Raw genomic sequence first — 20,178 nt, 5'->3', positions numbered from 1 at the left:
TTACTTATATTTTCAAGTCATCTAATTCGAAAAGAGATACGTCATCTAATTGCTGGAATGAAGAAGCCAGTTCGATCTCCTCTATTCTTACAGCATCTACTGAAACAGCCCGCATGATGTCTTTCAACAAGCCCGCTATCCGTTCTATGGTTTCTACTGAGAAAAGCTCAGTATTATATTCAATCGTTGAAGAAAGACCGTCTTCCTGCTCATACGCAATCCACAGTAAATCAAAGCGTGACGTTCCTGTCTCATACGGATAATCACTAAAGGTTAAGCCGCCTACCTTCAGTTCTGGCTGATTCATATTTTGCAAGGCAAACACAGCATCAAACAATAGATTTTGGCTGACACTCCGGCTTAGCTGGAGGTCTTGAACCATTTGTTCATATTGATAGTCTTGATGTCCGAAATCATCAATCACATGCGTTTTCACATCCTGCAAGAATTGCTGATACGTCATTTCTGCTTTAGGATACAAACGAAGTGGCAGCATATTGACAAAAATACCGATCACTTGCTGTAGCTCTTCTTGTTTTCTCCCTGCTACCGGAACCCCGACCGTGATATCTGATTGTCCGCTTAATTTATGAAGCAAAATCTGATATACACTTAACAAGCCCATAAACAGTGTGGCGTCTTCCTTTAAAATCACCTGCTTAAACGCGTTCAGCTCCGCTTCTTCTATACGGAACGTATAATGTCCGCCGCGGAATTGTCTCACCTCTGGCCGACCAAAATCTGTTGGCAGATCAAGTAGCGGGGCACCCTCTAAGCGACCTTTCCAGTAATCACTCGATTCTTTCAGCGCTTCTGATGCTAACATGTCATTTTGCCATTCTGAAAAATCTTTATATTGCAGAGCGAGAGGCTCAAGCGTCCTGCCGTCATATAATTGCATAAAGTCATTGACCAAAATATCTTGAGAAAGACCGTCTGAGATAATGTGGTGCATGTCCAACATAAGCACGAATTCCTCTTCTGCTAGCTTCATCACACCGACTCTCATCAATGGAGCCTCACTTAACGTAAAGGCAGTTAAAAATTGTTCAATCACTTGTTTTTGCTCTTCCTCTGATCCTTGTGTTGATCCGTTAGTGAGGTCAAATAAGGTGACTGCAAATGGTACCTCTTCTTCAATCTTTTGATAAGGGACGCCATTCTCTAGTACAAACGCAGTCCGCAAACTTTCGTGTCTCTTAATAAGCTGCTGAAATGCCCATTCCAACCTGCTAATATCGAGTTTCCCTTTGATTCGTCCCGCTTTAAACTCGTTGTATCCCGTGCTGTTTACATCCATTTGCTGCATGAGATACAACCGTTTTTGCGCAGACGACAGAGGATAATGCTCCTTCACTTCGGCTTTTTCAATCGCATGATAGGCAGCAGTATCTGCTTGATCGATGTATGCTGCCATTAATCGTATTGTAGGTATTTGGAAAAATTGTGGCAGCGTCAGCTCTACACTAAATGCACGATGAATGATGCCAATAAAGGTAATTGCCTTTAGAGAATCTCCACCCATTTCAAAAAAGTGATCATCTATGCCAATTTCATCAATCTTAAAGAAAGCTTGCCAATGTTGACTTAATGCTTTCTCCAGCTCCGTTTCTGGCGCCGCATAATTCGTGGAAAGCGCTGGTCGAGAGTACAAGTTACCATCTTGTTCATGCTCTCTGCCGCTCTCTTCCTCAAGCGATAAACGGTCTACATATCGGTGAATACGATCATGTAAAGATGTTGTTGAAATCACCATTTGTTCCACTTGATCCAGTGAAAGCAATCGTTCAAAGATCATTCTTCCTTCTTTTTCTGTAATTAACGCTTCCGTGACATCATCTCCGATTGGAAGATCAAGCTGCTTCCCCTGCTCAAATTCCCAGCCGTCAAAGCTAATGACAGACCATTGTGTTTCTGAACGTAGATTGCGTTCATACACGTACGCATCAATGAAATGATTCACAGCTGTATAGGCTGTAAAACCGAGTCCACCCAAGATCGGTGACAAAGATGATAGGACAAAACAGAAATCAAGGGATCGATCACCTAAGGCAGCATCAAGATGAAGTACACCATTCATCTTCGCTTCAAAATGCGGCTCCGAAAAAGTAACATCTGTTTGCTCCATCACCTGGAAAGATTGGTCGCCTGTCACTCCAGCTGCATAGATCACACCATCGATTTGCCCATATGACGCATCCACTGTGTGGATCAATTGCTGGATATCTTCCTTGTGACGAACGTCTACTTTCTGTATCAGAACGTTAGCACCCGTCTCTTCCAGTGCCATTACTTTTTGTATTTTTTTCTTTGTTGGATCCTGATCATCATGTGTAGACAGCCATTCTTGCCACTTGCTTCTATCAGGGAGTCCAGACCTGCTTGTTAAGACCAATGTTCCCTGAGTTTGTTCAGCTAAAGTCTGGGCGATATTCAATCCAATAAACCCAAGTCCGCCAATTAAAATGTACACACCATCTTTTTTAGCCAACTGAGCATGTCCCATTTCGGGAACTGAACCTTTCGCATACTTTTTCACATATCGTTTATTTCGTCGATAGACCGTGAGAAGCTGTCCATACGCTCGATCTAGCTCATCGCTTATTTGCTTTAGCAATCTCTTTTCTTGAACCCCATTTTCCACTGGGCGATCAATATCAAGAATGTGGTAACGTAAGTTCGGTGTTTCTTGTGAAATCACCATGGCAGGCCCTAGATGGATCGCTTTTTCAGGATAAAGTACAGGCTCACCGCCAATGGCATACGTCAATGAGGAAAGAACTGTAATCGATACCTTTTGGTCCAGTACATATTTTTTCAGTGCCTGGCCGATATAAAGCAAGGAGTAATAACTATCTTGCTGCGTTTGTTTCACCCATTCTTCTTCCGTTTGAGATGGCAGTCTTTCTGAAAGCCCCCATAGATGACAAACTTTTGACACGTTAATTTCATCATCTGCCAGGTTTGATATGAGCCTTTCATAATCAGATGGCTCATGTGACCGAATGGTATAGCTTTTTTCGTCATGCTTCGTAAATTCATTTCCTTTACGAACCACTACGAGCTCGTTCCGTTTCATCAGGAGCTCAGCCGCAACCTTCTCTCCAAAAGCAGATCGATCTGCAAACAAAAGCAAGGCTCCGTCAGACGTATCTTCTGATGGCACGCAAGGTAAAAGATCCGCTTCCCAATGAGGGGTATAGAACCATTCATCCATTTGCTGCTTTCGTCCAGACTGCTTTGGTTTTTCTTGTTTCACACGATCTGCTGCATCATACCAATAGGAGGTTTGATCAAACGCATACGTTGGCAGCGGTATTTTCCACGGCTGACGGTTTAGATGGAACCTGTCCCAATCAATGGATAATCCGTTTGTCCAGAGGCGTCCCATTTGACCAAGTAAAAATTCCGTATCCGTCACATCTTGTTTTGCATGCCTTAACACATGACATACATGCTGGTTCAATCCGTTCAGCGACCGGTTGACCATCACGCTTAAATCTTGTCCTGGGCCAATCTCAATTAATTGAATATTGTCCTCTTGTAAAATATTTGTGATGCCTTCAGCAAAGCGAACTGTATCGGTCATATGCCTTTTCCAATAAGACATATCTTTCGCATTCGTATCTGTCATCCAATCTCCTGACAAATTCGAAATGAATGGAATACGAAGCGACTTGGCTTTCATATGCGTTAATTTTTCTCCGAATTGCTCCGCTGCCTCTTTCATAACATGTGAGTGGGCAGCAATGGTTCCACCTAACCGCATACACATCAATCTGTTGCTTTTCAGCTCTTGTTCAAATTCACTTATCGCCTCTTCTAGACCTGACACGATACATGATGAATCATTGACAACCGCAAGAGAAATATTTTCTGGAAGCATCGGTTTTAACTCTGCCTCAGATAATGGAACACTCATCATGACGCCAGCTGGTGACGACTGCATCGCATTCGCACGATAGGCAACCATAGACATCGCTTCCTTTAAGCTGAATAGCCCTGATATGGCGGCTGCCGTTAATTCGCCAAAGCTATAGCCGATCATTGCATCAGGACGAATGCCCCATTCAATGAAAAGCATGGATAAAGCATATTCAATGGCAAAAATCGCTGGCTGTGCATATTGAGTACTTGCCAATTGTTCACGTGCCTTTTCTGTTTCAGCCGCTAATGGGTACAGAATACGAGCAAGACTTCGCCCCGTTGCTTCTTCATATGCTTGAAAACAAGCATCCATTTGCTGCTTAAAATAAGGCTCTTCCCGGTACAAATCTAATCCCATATTGAGATATTGATTGCCTTGTCCAGAAAACATAAAAATAATTTTTTGTTTTTCCACATGCGAATGCATGAGCTTTCCAATGCCCTTGCCTTGCTTTTCTGTTAAAACGCGCAAAGCATCTTCTCTGCTTGCCGCAACAAATGTCTGACGGAAACCAAAGGATTGTCTTCCTGTTTGCAGCGTATAAGCTGCATCTGCCAAATTAATAGAAGGCGTGTTTTCTATCTGACTTGCGAGTTTTTCTTTCATTCGTTCCAAGCTCGTTTTGCTCTTTGCTGAAAGAACAAGAAGCTCAGCAGAACGAGGTATTTGCTGACGATCTCGTTGTGGTGCTTCTTCTAATATGACATGTGCATTCGTCCCACCCATTCCAAATGAGCTCACCCCAGCCCGCCGTAAATGGGAAGCTGGCTGCTTCCAGTCGGTCAGCTCAGTATTGACAAAGAAAGGACTATGTTCAAATACAATGTTTTCATTGGCTTTTTTGAAGTGAAGACTTGGTACAAATGTGTGATGCTGAAGCGAAAGCACAGCTTTAATCAAGCCAGCTGCTCCTGCTGCTGCATCCAAATGTCCAATATTGGTTTTCACAGACCCAATACGGCAAAATTGTTTTTTCTCTGTATTGAAAGCCTTTGTGAGCGCCTCTATTTCAATCGGATCACCAAGTGATGTGCCAGTTCCATGTGTTTCCACATATTCAATCGTCTCTGGTGTAACATCTGCTTGATGGAGGGCATCCTGAATGACACGTGTCTGTCCCTCCACACTTGGAGCATTGAAACCAACCTTTTGATCACCATCATTGTTGATGGCAGAGCCTTTAATGACCGCATAAATATGGTCACCATCTTCTATGGCTTCATTAAGTGCTTTTAAAGCAACAAGACCAACACCATCTCCGCCAACAGTTCCATCCGCTTGATCGTCAAAGGCGCGGCAATGGCCATCGCTTGATTTCACCATGTTCTGCTGATAAACATAGCCTGATTTCACTGGATGCAGGATCGACACACCTCCCGCAAGCGCTACATCTGAATCACCATTCGCAATGGATTGACAGGCCAAATGCAAAGCGACCAAAGAAGTTGAACAAGCGGTTTGCAGCGTAAGCGCCGGTCCTTTCAAATTCAATTTATGGGCAATTCTTGTGCTTACGGTATACGTATCATTGAGTGAACCCACTTCAAACAGCTCTGACATACTGCTATCAAGGGAAGAGGCAAAACGCTGAATCCATTGGAAGTTCGATGTGGACCCAGTAAACAAGCCGACCTTACCCGTATAATCTTCTTGGACATACCCCGCATCTTCCAGCGCCTTATAGGCATACTCATGCAGGAGGCGTATTTGTGGATCCATCATTTCTGCCTGACCTGGCGAATAGCCGAAGAAGGAAGCATCAAATAAATCAGGTCCATCAATCACACCTTTTGCCCTCACATAATCGGATCGTTCGAAGGTTTGACGGTCAATACCAGCTTCAAGCAGTTCTTCATCGGAAAAGAAGGAAATTGATTCTTCTCCATTCTTCAAATTTCGCCAGAATGCCTCAACATTTTTCGCGCCAGGGAATTTACCAGCCATTCCAATAATGGCAATCGGCTCATTGGCTTTTCTTGTCTTTTGTTTCACAGGCTGCGCGTCTGCCGCTTCCTGCTCTGAATCGCCGCTTACATATGCGGCAAGCTCTCTAATCGTTGGACGGCGGAACATTTCGACCATTGGAATGCTTTGATTCAATTGCTTAGCGAGCTGTTGATTGACGTGAATCAAATTGAGTGAATGCCCGCCAATGTCAAAGAATTTGTCATGGACACTTACCTCATCTAAGCCGAGGACTTTTTTCCAAATGTCTTGGATGACCTTCTCCGTATCAGAAAGATGGTCAGAGCCCGCCTGTTTTTTCGTTTGTTGCGCTTGTTTCAACGCAGGTAAAGCTCGTTTATCTAGTTTGCCATTAGCAGTCAGTGGCATATCGTCTAATTGAACAAAGTGAGTAGGGATCATATAATCCGGCAACTGATCAGTCAACGCTTGTTTTATTGCCGCTTGATCAAGTATGGCTGTCGTGACAACATATGCGGCCAAGCATGGTGTACCCGAAGCATCTGGCTTTACAACAACAGCTGCTGCTTTTATTCCTGGCTGTTCATTCAGCCAAAATTCAATTTCACCTGTTTCAATCCGGTAACCTCTCAGCTTCACTTGATCATCATTTCGACCTAAAAACTGAATGAGCCCATTAGGCAGTATGCGGGCTGCATCACCTGTTTTATAAATTTTTTCCTCTGGCTGAAAAGGGTGATCGACGAACCTTTCTTCGGTTAGTTCTGGGCGATTCAAATAGCCTTTTGCGACACCTTTTCCGCCAATATATAATTCACCGACGGCTCCTTCCGGCATAAGATTCATATGTCTGTCAAACAGAAGAATATCTGTATGCTGTGCAGGCTTTCCAATCGGTACATACACGTCTTGATCAAGGTCTTGGTCATATCGATGAATCATACAGCCAACGACCGTTTCAGTTGGTCCATATTCATTCACAATTTCAATTGGCTGCGGGAAGGACTGCTGAATGGATTTCGCTAAAGATGTTTCCAGCTGTTCTCCGCCTAAAATGAAACATTTCATTCGGCTGTCTGGGAAAGACAAATGCTTAATAAACTGTAAATGAGATGGTGTCAGTTTCATCACATGTACGCGATTGTCTTTTATGATGTCTTCCACAAGCAACTGCCTGTTTTCATGGTGATAAATCATGATGGTATTTCCTGAAATGAGCGGTGTGAAAATAGAAGTAACCGTCAAGTCAAAGGACAGTGAAGTATACAAAGCAAAATGCCTTGTTTCTCCTCGAACATATACTTGCTTCGCCCAATCAATATAGTTGGCTAAGCCAAGATGATGAATGAGTACTCCTTTTGGTCTTCCGGTCGTTCCTGATGTATAAATGCAGTAGGCTGTTTGGTCTGAGGTGATGGCTTCTGCCAAGTTGTCTGATGGTCCGGTGTATAGATCCGGCTGCGTGATATCAATTTTTTCTCCATGATAGGCATAGGTGAGCCCTTTTATTGGATGAGTTAAGAGCCATTCTACTCCGCTGTCTTCTAATAGATATTCTATTCGTTCCTGCGGATATTCAGGATCAATCGGCACGTATGCACCGCCAGCTTTCAAAATCGCTAAGCATGCTATGACCATTTCAATGGAATGCTCTGCTAAAATGCCGACACGCTGCTCCTGTTTGACCCCTTTATTTTGCAAATAATGTGCGAGTTGGTTCACTCTCTTATTGAGTTGTTCATATGTAACCGTCGTATCGCCAAACTCAACTGCGGCTGCCGCCGGCGTCCGCTCTACTTGTGCTTCAAATAGGTCAATCACGGTTGGCTCATTGCTAGAGGTTGCTCCGCCATATTGCTGGAAGGCAGCTAACTGCTTTTCTTTCTCTTCTTGTGATAGCAGCTGTAGTTGAGCAACAGATTTGTGCGGATGAGCACATGCATCAGACAGGAGATGAAGAAAATGCTGACACCACTTTTCGATTTGCTCAGCTGAAAAGCTGACGGGGTTATACACCAATGAAAAGAGCAGCTGATCATCAAACGCCTGAACACTAAGCGTCAGGTCAAACTCTGTCTGCTCAGTCATCTCAAATCCACGAATACGAATTGGCTGATCGTTTTTCGTAAGCATTTGATCTAGTGGATAGTTCTCAATGACGACGATTGAATCAAATAATGATTGCTCTGCAGTCATTCCTGCGTATTTCTTTAAATCAGATAGCGGGGTATGTTCATATTCATTCCTTACAGCGATCTCACGGCTCACTTCCTGCATCTGTTCAAGGATTGGCCGCTCCTGTTCGAATGAGACTCGTAGCGGTAATGTGTTAATGAACAATCCAGTCATCTTTTCAATATGAGGGACATCTGCATTTCTCCCTGATACTGTTGTCCCAAAGACAATATCATCTTGGTTCGCATACTTAGATAGCAGAACACCCCACAGCGTATACATCACAGATGCCAGCGTCACGTCATATTGATTCGTGAATTTGCTCAGGCTCTCCGCAATGGAAGTATCCACTTGATGTTCATATTTATGAAACACTTCTGAATGTTCATGTGCGCTGCTTGACTTTGGAAGCAGTTCTGCATAACTCCAACCGTTGAAAACATTTTTCCAATAGGCGGCTTGTGCTTCTGTCTGTTGAAGGTTTTTCTGCTGCCATTTGACAAAGGATTGGTAGGACGGTCTTTGTTCCAGAAGAGGTTTGTCCCCATTCGATAAGCGCTCATATGCACTTATCCAATCGCTTAATACAATCCCAAGGCTCCATCCATCCAATAAAATGTGGTGGAAGCTAATGAGAACCCAGCTGACTTCATCATTCACCTTACATAACGTCAGGCGAAATGGGACTTCCTGCAGATCAAAGCGTTCTTCTCGGTTCTGTGCCGTCACCTCTTCTTTCAGCACATGAAGAGGCTCCTTCGCTTGTGTCAAATCACGATATCGAATGTCAGGCTGATGCTCTTTCAGCACAATTTGTACAGGTCTTGCGAGTTCCTGCCATCTGAACAATGTTCTAAGCATTTCATGCTGTTTGGTGACATTCATCCATGATTGTTCAAAAATGTCTCGATCTATCGGTCCGTCTATTTCGATCAGCAGTTGTTCAAAATAAGCTGTTCCGTTCGGTTCCATTAAATGGTGAAACAGCAGTCCTTCTTGGATCGTAGTGATACCTAACATATTTTCAATGTTCTGTTTATCCAGCTTCTGCGGCTGTAAAGCCATGGGATCATCTCCTTTCTCTCTAAGAATGTTTCACGAAATAATGGCGTAAACCATAGTTGGCAATAACCTGCTGTTGAATTTGCGAAGTCCCTTCAATAATTTCTAGCACCTTCGCTTCGCGATATAGTCTTGAAGCTGAGTTTTCCCGGCTAAATCCACTTCCGCCATGAATTTGGACATTTGTATTTGTAATGTCAACGGCAATTTTAGAGGTGAAATATTTTGCAATAGATGTTTCTGTGATCGCATCCGGATGATTCGCTTCTCTCATTTCTCCGGCCTTTAGGCATAAGGCTCTCGCTGCATGGAGCTGGGTCACCGCATCTCCGATCATGCCTTTGATCATTTGATGCTTGTACAATTTTTCATTAAACTGTGTTCTTTTACGTGAATACGTGACAAGAGAATCAACGGCTTCTTGTGCGATGGCAAGGCCTGCCCAAGCGACACTGTATCTTCCATGGTCTAATGCGAGTGACACCACATGGTTAAATCCGCCCCCAACTGGTCCTAAGACACAGTCTTCATGCACCTCGACATGATCGAGGGTGATTTCCGCTAAATATGATGCTCGGTTCGCCATCATTCCTGTAATCCTCTCAATCTCTACACCCGGCTGATCTCGATCGACAAGGAATGCCGTGACTTGTTCACCGTCTCTTGCAATTACAATAAAGAAATCGGCAATCGCTCCAAAGGAAATCCACTTTTTCTTCCCATTTAATACATAGGATTGTCCTTCCTTTTGATAGCTTGTTTCAACATGATTGGCATCTGAACCAATATTCGGTTCTGACAAAGCAAAGGCACCGATTTTTTCTCCTTTGGCTAATTCAACGAGCCAGCCTTGTTTTTGATCTTCTGTTCCATAACGAAGAATGGCTTCTCCTACAAGTGAATTCACTGTCAATAATGTCCGTACATTACAGCAAGCTTTTCCCACTTGTTCTGTGAACTGTCCATATGCGATTGGATCAAGCCCTAGCCCTTGATAGGAAGACGGGATACCTGCTGCCAAGTAGCCTCGTTTCGCCATATCTCGTATCAGTGACTCTGGCAAATGTTCCGTCTCATCGAATTCATTGGCAAACGGACGGATATGTTCATCGCAATACTGGCGAATGTCTTCCACGGCATTGATCGTTTGTTCAGCTGTTTTCATGAAGAGCCGCCCCCTGTTGTTTTCTCTCAATTAAGGCGACAATGCGATTGACCGTACTAAAATGAGCAATGTCGAGGTCTTCGTTATCTAATTGGAATTGAAAGTCATGTTCGATATAGTTCACTAGTTTCATCGCAAATAGAGAATTCACAAAGCCTTGTTCAAAAATATGATCATCATTTCCAAGCTCAATTTCCTCATCAAATACCACTAGGTTTTGCTCGATATAGGCTCTTACTTGTTCGTGTAGGTTCATGATTTAATCTCCTCGCTTTTCGCTTTTTTATTGTTTGGCTGGGTCTTTCTGATTTAATTCAATATTGACATCTACGTATTCTGGGAAAGGCTGAATCATGCTTAAATCATTTTCAAACAAGATATAGCCATCCTCCCCCTTCTCAATCTCTTTGAAATTCGCAAACTTATATGTGATGTACATCATGCGGTTTCGATCAGTTTGTTTAAAATCAGCGACAAGCCGCTTACCTCGCTTTTTCGCTTCTTGCAAAATCGTAGTGAGTAAGATGGTCCCGACACCACGAGACATGACGCGACAAGACATCAGCAGCAGTTTGACATGCCATGTGTCACCTGTTTCTTCTATTAATGAGAGTCCAATTTTCCCATAGGAACCGAATTTATCTTCAAGTTCACAGACAAGCAGCAAGTGGGAATCTGATTGACGGAAGAAATCAAGCTCTTCATAATCGTAGGTTTTCCCGCTCGCATTTAATTGATTGGTACGAACGGTCAATTCTTCAGCGCGCTGGAGATCTTGTTCTCCTGCTTCCGATATCACGAATTTCATTTGTAAAGACGCCAAGAATTTCTCAGGCGGTCCTTCATATTTCTCTTCTTCCTGCTGCCTTTTGTCCGCTTCTAAATACATTCTTCTGCGTCGTCTCGCATCTTCTGTGATAAAGACTGGACGCAAGCGATCATCAGTGAGTAATGACAGATAATCCACTGCATCCCAGCACGTAATTTCAGGATGAACAGCCTTCACTTCTTCTCGTTCAAATGGCTGATCATCAATAAAGAGAATGGTATCTTTATGAATATTTAGGCGCTCGCTGATTCTCTGTAATGAACTAGATTTGGCATTCCAATGAATCTCTGGATAGAGAAAGAAATGGTCGATTCCGAAGGCAGAAAGTTTCTCCTTCACGGCTGCTTCATCGTTCCGGCTTGCTATAGATAGAAGGATGCCTCGCTCATCTAACTCTGTTAGTACTTCCTTCATCGATGGTTTTAACGTCAATTCATCTGATTCAAGTAAAATTCCATCCCATAATGTATGATCTAAATCCCAGACAACACACTTGATTTGCTTAGCCATTGGTTATTCTCCTCTCACATGTCATATTGGAAAAAGCCCTTGCCTGATTTTTTACCGTACTCGCCTGCATCAACCATTTTGACAAGCAGAGGACATGGACGGAATTTCGGATCTTTATAGCTCTCGTATAAAACAAGCAATGAATTCAAAATCGTATCAAGCCCAATTAAGTCTCCTGTCGCAAGTGGTCCCATTTTATGACCGAAACCTCCGCGGAAAATTTTATCGACATCTGCTGGCGTGGCGACTTGATCTTGCACCGCCCAAATCGCTTCATTGATTGTCAGCATCAGCACACGGTTGGAAACAAATCCCGGAAAATCATGCACCACAACTGGTGTTTTATCGAACGATTTCAAGAAACCTTTTGCCGTTTCCACTGTGTCATCAGAAGTGGCTTTTCCTCTAATGACTTCAACTAACGCTTTAAGAGGAACAGGGTTCATAAAGTGCGCCCCAATCACATTCTCAGGATGATGCATAAGAGACCCTACCTTTGTGATGGAGATACAGCTTGTGTTTACAAAATAGATGGTTTCTTTCGCACAAATATCTCGTAGCTCTTCATAAATAGGTTTTTTAATCTCCCAATCTTCCGTCACATTTTCAATGACGATATGCGCGTCATGTAAGCCTTCAAGTGAAGTTGACAGCTGGATTTGAGACAATACATCTTCTAAAGAAAATGAGATTTTCTTCTTTCTCACAAATTGAACCAATTGATAGGTCTTCTTGATTTTTTCCAGTGCTTCGTTTAACTTTTCTTCTGTAACATCAACTAATGTGACTTGATAGCCATTTGCTGAAAGGTCTAATGCCATATCAGCCCCCATGACACCTGCTCCAATCACGCCTACGTGCTTCGTGTTCATTTTTCCAACACTCCAATTCGCTTTAAAATGACATTGATTTTTTCTACGACTTCATTTGTTAATGAATGAATAAAAAAGTGATCTCCATCGAATTCGAAAAACGCACAATCTTCGCTTGTATATTGATCCCAATCGTCTAAATCGAACAGCACAGAAGGCAAATCACGCGTACCATAAAAAATAGAAATTGGACAAGCAGCTGGAACGACATCTTCACACAAATAGGTCTCCAAAAGCTGAAAGTCTGCTCTTAAAATCGGCAGAAAGAAATCAAGCACTGCATGGTTATCAGCAAGTTCCTCAGGAACGCCCCCCATCGCAATGATCGCCTCTTTTAATTTGGAATCTGACAGCTGATGATAGACTTTCTTTTCTGGAATATGTGGTGGGAAGCGCCCTGAATAAAAGACATGGACAGGCTCTCTGTTTAATCTTGTTTTCATTCTTTTTTGTAATTCATATGCAAGGACGGCTCCCATACTATGACCGAAAATGGCATAGGGCTCTCCTTCTTTTAAAGAGGAGGATGCCTGGTCATATAGATCATCTGCGACCTGCTGTAAATCGGTTAGCACAGACTCTGTCATTCTTGTTCCGTGCCCAGGGAGTTCAAGGGCATGAATTTCTATCGACCGGTCTATATAAGATTTCCACGTACTGAATACGGTACTTGCTCCACCTGCGTACGGTAAGCAAAATAATTTCACGATACGCCACACTCCCTTTTGCATTTGATTGCCAATGCTTCTAGCCAATGTTTTTCGTCATGGATGATTTGTTCTAAAGAAGCTTTCATATTGGCTTGGTACCTATTAGACATCTCACCTGAAAAAAAGAGTTTTGCTGCCTGATGCCTTGCTTTCTCCCATTCTGCTAAAATACGTTCCATCCATCCCACCAGCTCAGGTAGATCGTCTTTGATGAGGTTCAATCGATACAGCTCCACTTTCTTCGTATTGATGATCTGATTGAAAGACGCCACGAGCTTCTCGATATCATCCCATTGCGAAAACTGCCCATAAAATGTTTCAAGAGCTGTGATTCCTTTTTCTAATACGTCTATCTGACCATGCATATTTCTCAGGAAATAAGTCGTTTTTTGATCAAATAATTCAGTCGAAAGCTTGTCTGGATCAAAGTAAAAGGCCGCATAAGAATGAAATTGATCATTCGGCTGAAAATGCTCATGAAAGGTGTCATACCCTCTCTGTACATCTTTAAATGACAGCACTTGATGCTCATAAGATAAATTATCTAAATGCCGATTCTCTAATACATGAAAGATTTGCTGATTTTCATCGAAACCCGTAATTAAAATGGAATGACGGCTATGGGTTGTCAAATACTCTTTTCTGCCTCGCTGAACGTAAGGATCTACCCATACAATGATCGGGCGGTCACACGCCACATCTTGCTTGACCTTTTCAATGAGGTTGGGACAATACGTCACTTTTTCTACTTGAATGCCTTGTAAATTCATAATCTTTTCTGGATCGTGTGCCGACATCCAGTCAATGTGTAACAAGCCATTCTCTGTAAGCCCGTAGGCAAATTGATCATTTAATAAGTATGGAGCAACTTCTTGATCATACAGCTTCACAATTGGAAAAAAGCAATTGAAGAAACAGCTGCGATAAAACAAATCGTTATAAGGATGAATGCCAGAAATCTGTTTGACGGTCATCTTTTTTTCCTCTCTTTCCAGCAGGAGATGTCACCATAAATCCTTTGATGAAACCAATCGTACAAAACCATATGAAAAACAAATAATAAGCAATTGCTAATTCAATGAGAGAGGAAGGGCCCCATACAAAAGTCATTTTCCAAGGCAGCCCGTTAAAGGCTAGCTGCGCAACTATCATTGGCAGGAGCAATATCCCAATTAGCAGCAGCACCCAGCCGCTACTTTTCAGCCAGACGCCAAGTGACATGTCCCTGCGAACGAAAGCGCCGTTTTTCACACGCTTTTTCCACTTCATAAAACGAACGATAGACACTATTTGCAGCAAAATGAAAAGACATGTGGCACCAAGGCTTAACTGATCAATGAGCTGAAAAGGGTCCATTGATGACGCCACTTCTTCATTTGTACCTGTGATCGTTTCTGCAATAAGACGTGCCGTTTGCTCTGTGTAGCTGCTATTCATATTTGCTAACACTCCGATCGCAATCTCTTCTTTTGGCTGGATCAGAAAAAATGATGAATAGTTTGGGTTAGAGCCTGCATGAAAAAGCGAGTCTACCTGTTTATCCGCCTTTTTTATATACCAGCCGGCATTGTAATAGACATGCTTCCCTTCTTCTGGGACATTCACAGTTAAGTGATCAGGATTTTTTACAAAACGGGACCAAGGTGAATCAGTCAATTGATATTGCAGCCAAGTCCCCACATCCTGACTATTCATCACAATATAGCCTGCCGGGGTGTTGCCTCGATATTCAGGTGCTTTATAAGCATGCGGAGCAAGAAATTGCAGTTTAAATCCTTCTGAGACAGCACCGGATTTCATCCGTTTTAGCCCAGCCTCCGTTTGGTCAAGATGATGCCTTTTAAACAGTTCTTTCATATAAGCCTCATACGATGTTCCGGTTACATGTTCAATGATGAGACCAAGGACATCATAGTTGATGGTTGCATATTCAAAGGAACTGCCTGGCTTACGATTAAGCTCAATTGATTTCAGTTGATCAACTGTTTTTTTCAACGCATCCTTTGTCGTATCAGGCTGGATAAGCGCAATGGATTGAAAGGGAATGCCACTTGTGTGATGCATTAATTGCTCCACCGTTAAACGCTGAGGCTTTCCATTGTATGTTGGAAAAAAACCTGGAATATAGCTGCTCACCGGATCTTTCACATGAAGTTTTCCTTGCTTCTCTAACTCCACAATCGCAAGAGCGGTAAATGCCTTGGATGTAGATCCAATTTCAAAGAAAGTGCTGGCTGTCACTTGCTTCTTTTTCTTTCGATCGGCATAACCAAAGCCTTTTTGGTACACCACTTCGTCTTTTTTCACAACCACCACGGACATGCCTGGAATGCGTCCAAGTTCCATCTGTTCCTCTATCACTTGATCAATGGCTTTAGGCGAAATCACTTCTTTTGCATATATCTCCCCAGCAAAGCTGGATATCCATAAGATTGCTATTAAAAATGAAAGATAGATAACACGCTGATTTTTCCTCATGTAAATAATGAATCCATTTCTTCAAGAGACATATCCACTGTTTCAAAATCAGAAGGTGTAAATTCGATTCCTTCTTTCTCTAAGCAATGCTGTACAAGACGCTCAATTTGCTGTTCTACCGATTGCAATAGCTGCGTCATGTCTGTTTCACACAGCTGTTTTTCGCTGAAAGAAAGATGGAAAATTAGCTGTCCACCCTTGATGGTGGCGACCAAATCGATGACGGTAGTTAATGGATTATCCAATGACGAGTCAATCCCCGATGTAAAGTAAGACATCTCATAATTAGAAGATTGTTTAAGCACTTGATCAATTTCACCTAGATAGTTAAAACGTAATTGTGGTGCTGAATGAGGAAGCTGTCTATTAATGAGTGACAACAGCCCATAGTCTGCACCTTTATTCGGCACTTCACGTATCGTTTCTTTGACAGCTCGTATGTGATCGGAAAGAGTTTCAGACACATGGACATTCACAGGATACATGGTGGTGAACCAGCCGAACGTTCTAGATACATCGATCTCATCCTCTACTGCATCCCGTCCATGACCTTCTAATTCCAAAGAAATCCATTCTCGATTCGTTTGCTGATAACAGGCTTGCGTCAAAGCTGAGATTAACAGTTCATGCGGCTGCGTTTGATACGCTTGATTCGCTTGATTGAGCAATTGATTTGTGAGTTCTACTGATAATGCCTTGTTTAATTTGACTTCGTCCCTGATATATCCCTCATTTGAGGAAACTGGATACAGAGGCTGAATATTCTGCACCGTTTTTTGCCAATAGCTAATCGACTCTTGTACACCCTCTGATCCTGCATACTGATTCACCTGCTCAGCAAATGTTTGATAGGAATGGGTTTTAGACGGCAGCACTTCTGCCGTTACGTTCTCTGCATGCAATAATTGAATCAAGTCCTCTACAAGTATTTGCCAAGACATACCATCAGCTAATAGGTGATGGGCAGCAATGATGAGATGTGATTGAGAATATGTTTGACAAAGCGCAGCCTGAATCAACGGTCCCTGATAAAGATGAGTCCTTTGCTTGATCTGATATCCCACTTCTTGTAACGCTTCTTCTACATTCTCTTCTGACAGCGCCGTGAAATCGTGTATCATCAGTGGAATCTCTTGAATGTCTTTATCATAATAGAGTGTGTTTGTTGCCTCATGTACTTTTAACCTTAGTCCATCGTGGTGAATGACGAGCTCTTTGAAAGCCTCCTGCAAGATGGTTTCATCCATCTTTTTCTTTGAATGAACAATGATGGATTGATGCCAGAAATGTTCATCTTTTAACTGCTGGGACCAGAACCATTCGATAATTGGGATCGATTTCACATCACCCACAGCTTGCTCTTGTGAGATATGTATGACAGGTTCCTGCTGAACGACTTGTGCCATTTCTCTAAAAATCGGATAAGTAAAAAGATCCTTGGTTTTTAAATAGAGTCCTTTGTCTTTTAACTTCGCTATAAATTGAATCGCTTTAATAGAATCTCCGCCAAGCTGATAAAAATGATCAGCCGGTTCGATTGTTTCATGCCCTAAGATGTCTTTTGCTGTATCTAATATGATCTCTTCAATGTCCGCTGTTTCCTTGGACCACTCAACAGCTGTTTCCACTTGAGACAGCAATGGATCAGGCAGTGCCGTCCGATTGATTTTTCCATTTTGAGTGAGCGGGAGCTCGTCTAGTACAACAAAATAGGCTGGTACCATATAAGCTGGAAGCTGATCTGATAATTTTTTTCTAAGTAAAAAGGACGTCATGTTTTTTTCTTTTAATTCAATATAGGCAGCCAGCTGTTTGTCTCCAGATTCATCGGTGAGATCAATAACAGCCGCTTTATCAACTTCTTCAAGTGCCATCAGGGCAAGTTCAATTTCACCAAGCTCAATGCGGTAGCCTCGCAGTTTGATTTGATGATCGATTCGGCCAATGTAATCAATCTTTCCATCATTTGCTCGTTTGGCGATATCACCTGTTCGATACATGCGGCGACCGTTTACAAATGGATTGGGCAAAAAGCGTGATTCCTGCAAATCAGGTCTTTGCCAATACCCTCTGCCAACACCTGCACCTGAAATATAGATTTCTCCTACTGTCCCAGGCAGCACAGCTTGCTGATTCTCATCTAAAAGGTAAATCTCTGTATTTGGCATTGGCACACCAATTGACACCGATGTCCCTCCATCATCTTGATGGAATTGATGAATCATACACCCAACAGTTGCTTCAGTTGGTCCATATTCATTAAAAATGGATATCCTTCCTTCACTTTCCTCTGTGATTCTTTTGGCCAAAGCGGTCGATAATTGTTCTCCGCCCACAATCATCCGTTTCACAACTGATTGAGAAAGTGTAGCATCTGTTAACAGTGCCATATGAGCTGGTGTCAGCTTGATGACTTTTGCTTTTTGATCAAGCAAAATATGTTCTAATAAAAAGCCTGGCTGATCCTCTTGACGATAGATCACCACTGTACTACCAATGACCAATGGCGTATAAATAGATGTCACTGTTAAATCAAATGCAATGGATGAATACAAGGCAAAATGATCATCTGGAGAATCAGTATAGTGTGTTTTGGCAGACATAATATAGTTCACTAAACTTCTGTGCTCAATCATGACTCCCTTTGGCTGTCCTGTAGAGCCAGACGTATAAATCATATATGCGACATCTTCATCATTCCCAGTGAATGAATGTTCCTCATTATACTGAGCGAGCTGATCCCATACGTTGTCGATATTGTACGTATCTCCACTAAATTGGTATGCAGATGCGTCATCTGTGAAAAACAGCTTTGCCTGACTGTCATTCAAAATAAATTGAATGCGTTCCTCTGGATACTCAGGATCAATCGGCACATATGCGCCTCCAGCTTTTAAAATCCCCAGTAGTAGCACAATCAGTTCTGGTGAATGATTCATACATACGGCAACAAAGTCATGTCTTTGTAAGCCATGTGTTTGAAGAAAATGAGCCATTTGATTGGTTTTTCTCTCAAGTTCACCGTATGTCATGCTATGAGATCCGTCCTGAAGTGCCATTCGATCAGGAGAAGACATTGACATATTTGTGATCAACTCATGGATTTTTTGTTTCTGTGGAAATTGGACGACTGTGTCATTCCATTGATATAGCTCCCGATGTTGCTCGTCTTCTGTCATGAGAAGTGCGTCTTTTAACAGCTGCTCTGGCTGGGCTAGTATGGTTTCGACAAAGAGAAGCATTCTTTCGTGTAAAAAGTCGATGTCTTCATTGCTGTAATCTGAGAGCTTGTAGTCATATTGAAGCTCGATTTGCCCTTTTTCATCCCATTCTTTCACAGCAACTTGTAAGCCATAGGGCTGGAAGCCATTGTAAAGCTCTATGTATTCAACTTTGTATCCTTCCATCTCCTGCACCATATTTGTGCTATAGGAGTTGATATAGATTTGAAAAAGCTGATCATACCCTGCTTTTGCAAGCTCTAAATCTTTGACAAGTGCATCATAGGGATAACGCTGATGCAGGAAGTAAGCCTTATAGCTTTTTTGAACGTCTGTTAAACTTTCTAACAAAGATAGATGAGGATCAATCTTCGTTCGATATGGCATTGTACTCACGGTCATACCGGACGTGGCCTTTTCCTTTTGTCCGGAACGATTGAGAACTGGCGTCCCAATAATAAAATCTTTTTGCTGGTATCTTTTATTCAAGTAAACGAAGAGTCCTAAAGTAAATAAAGAGTTGATTGAACAATGATAGGTATCTATAAATTCATAGATTTTTTCTGAGAGTTGTCGATCAAGATAATGGCTTTGCCGATGGCCTTTGATTTGGTCAGTTCCTTTTACGAAATAACTATCAGACACATCAGATAATGCTTCTTTCCAAAATTGCTGATCTTTTTTAAATCTTGGGGAGTTCATATATTTTGATTCTTTATCAATAAATACAGAGTGATTGTCTGCTTCTTGTTCGATAGAGGAGCTTTGGGTAAGAGCAGTGTAAAGCTGGCTAATTTTATCGATGATTACTTTCATCGACCATCCATCTGCTACTGTATGATGGCATTTGATGAAATAACCGGATTGTTGTTCACCGATTTTTAGTACCGCAAATTCGGCGAGAGAGGTTTCTGTTAATTGAAATGGTATTTTAAAGGCTTTTTCGGCCCATTCTAGCATGTCTTCATGTGTGGAAAACTCATAGGTAGGAATAGAGCTGTCGGCGTTTGGGTCAACGTATTGAAGCGTTTCACCATCTTTCTCTACTAGCTTGAGACGAAGTGATTCTGTCATCATGATACAAGATGCAATGGCCTGCTTCAGTTTATCGAGCTGCAACGGTCCATTGACGAAAATGATACCGCCAATATGATTGATCGGTGTTCCTGGATAAAATGTTTCCATGTTCATCACGCGCCGCTGCGGATGTGTTAATGGCCAATATACTAAACTACTAGTCAATTACGCCACCTCTACTTTTCATATAGTTAACATTTCTACGAACATATTAAATCACACAAT

The 20,178-nt window shown here is 42.2% G+C and carries 9 protein-coding genes; all 9 read right to left on the bottom strand.

The genetic code is table 11. The annotated features are described in order from the left end of the window. Positions 1 to 4: 4 nt before the first annotated feature. The 9 genes from MHI35_RS03245 to MHI35_RS03205 are packed head-to-tail and all read right to left on the bottom strand — an operon-like array spanning position 5 to position 20,118. On the bottom strand, positions 5 to 9,094 hold the full coding sequence (locus MHI35_RS03245) for a non-ribosomal peptide synthetase/type I polyketide synthase (RefSeq protein WP_335349134.1): 9,090 nt from the start codon (positions 9,092 to 9,094) through the stop codon (positions 5 to 7). A 19-nt stretch (positions 9,095 to 9,113) separates the two neighbouring features. Then, positions 9,114 to 10,256 (bottom strand): acyl-CoA dehydrogenase family protein, encoded by a 1,143-nt coding sequence (locus MHI35_RS03240; RefSeq protein WP_144521664.1) that lies wholly within the window; start codon positions 10,254 to 10,256, stop codon positions 9,114 to 9,116. Beyond that, positions 10,243 to 10,512, bottom strand: a complete 270-nt coding sequence (locus MHI35_RS03235) for an acyl carrier protein (protein WP_003214412.1) — start codon at positions 10,510 to 10,512, stop codon at positions 10,243 to 10,245. Before MHI35_RS03235 ends, MHI35_RS03240 begins: the two co-directional genes overlap by 14 nt. A gap of 27 nt (positions 10,513 to 10,539) precedes the next feature. Continuing rightward, positions 10,540 to 11,595, bottom strand: a complete 1,056-nt coding sequence (locus MHI35_RS03230) for an HAD-IIIC family phosphatase (protein WP_211063773.1) — start codon at positions 11,593 to 11,595, stop codon at positions 10,540 to 10,542. 14 nt (positions 11,596 to 11,609) lie between these two features. Beyond that, the gene (locus MHI35_RS03225) at positions 11,610 to 12,467 is read right to left on the bottom strand and encodes a 3-hydroxyacyl-CoA dehydrogenase family protein (RefSeq protein ID WP_211063774.1); all 858 of its coding nucleotides are present in this window, start codon (positions 12,465 to 12,467) and stop codon (positions 11,610 to 11,612) included. Then, positions 12,464 to 13,174 carry a thioesterase II family protein gene (locus MHI35_RS03220; RefSeq protein ID WP_144521667.1) on the bottom strand — a complete coding sequence of 237 codons (711 nt, stop codon included), beginning with the start codon at positions 13,172 to 13,174 and terminating at the stop codon, positions 12,464 to 12,466. The genes MHI35_RS03225 and MHI35_RS03220 overlap by 4 nt, the downstream gene beginning before the upstream one ends. Then, complete coding sequence (locus MHI35_RS03215; protein ID WP_335349133.1) at positions 13,171 to 14,151, bottom strand: C39 family peptidase; 981 nt, start codon at positions 14,149 to 14,151, stop codon at positions 13,171 to 13,173. Before MHI35_RS03215 ends, MHI35_RS03220 begins: the two co-directional genes overlap by 4 nt. Next, on the bottom strand, positions 14,114 to 15,655 hold the full coding sequence (locus tag MHI35_RS03210) for a serine hydrolase domain-containing protein (RefSeq protein WP_335349132.1): 1,542 nt from the start codon (positions 15,653 to 15,655) through the stop codon (positions 14,114 to 14,116). The genes MHI35_RS03215 and MHI35_RS03210 overlap by 38 nt, the downstream gene beginning before the upstream one ends. Continuing rightward, entirely contained in the window at positions 15,652 to 20,118 is a 4,467-nt protein-coding gene (locus tag MHI35_RS03205; protein WP_335349131.1) for an amino acid adenylation domain-containing protein, read from the bottom strand. Before MHI35_RS03205 ends, MHI35_RS03210 begins: the two co-directional genes overlap by 4 nt. Positions 20,119 to 20,178 lie beyond the last annotated feature (60 nt).

Source organism: Bacillus sp. FSL K6-3459, from assembly GCF_038003305.1.
Taxonomy (GTDB): domain Bacteria; phylum Bacillota; class Bacilli; order Bacillales; family Bacillaceae; genus Bacillus; species Bacillus pumilus_O.
Note: the sequence above shows the minus strand (reverse complement) of the source record. Positions and strands in the feature narration are given on the sequence as shown.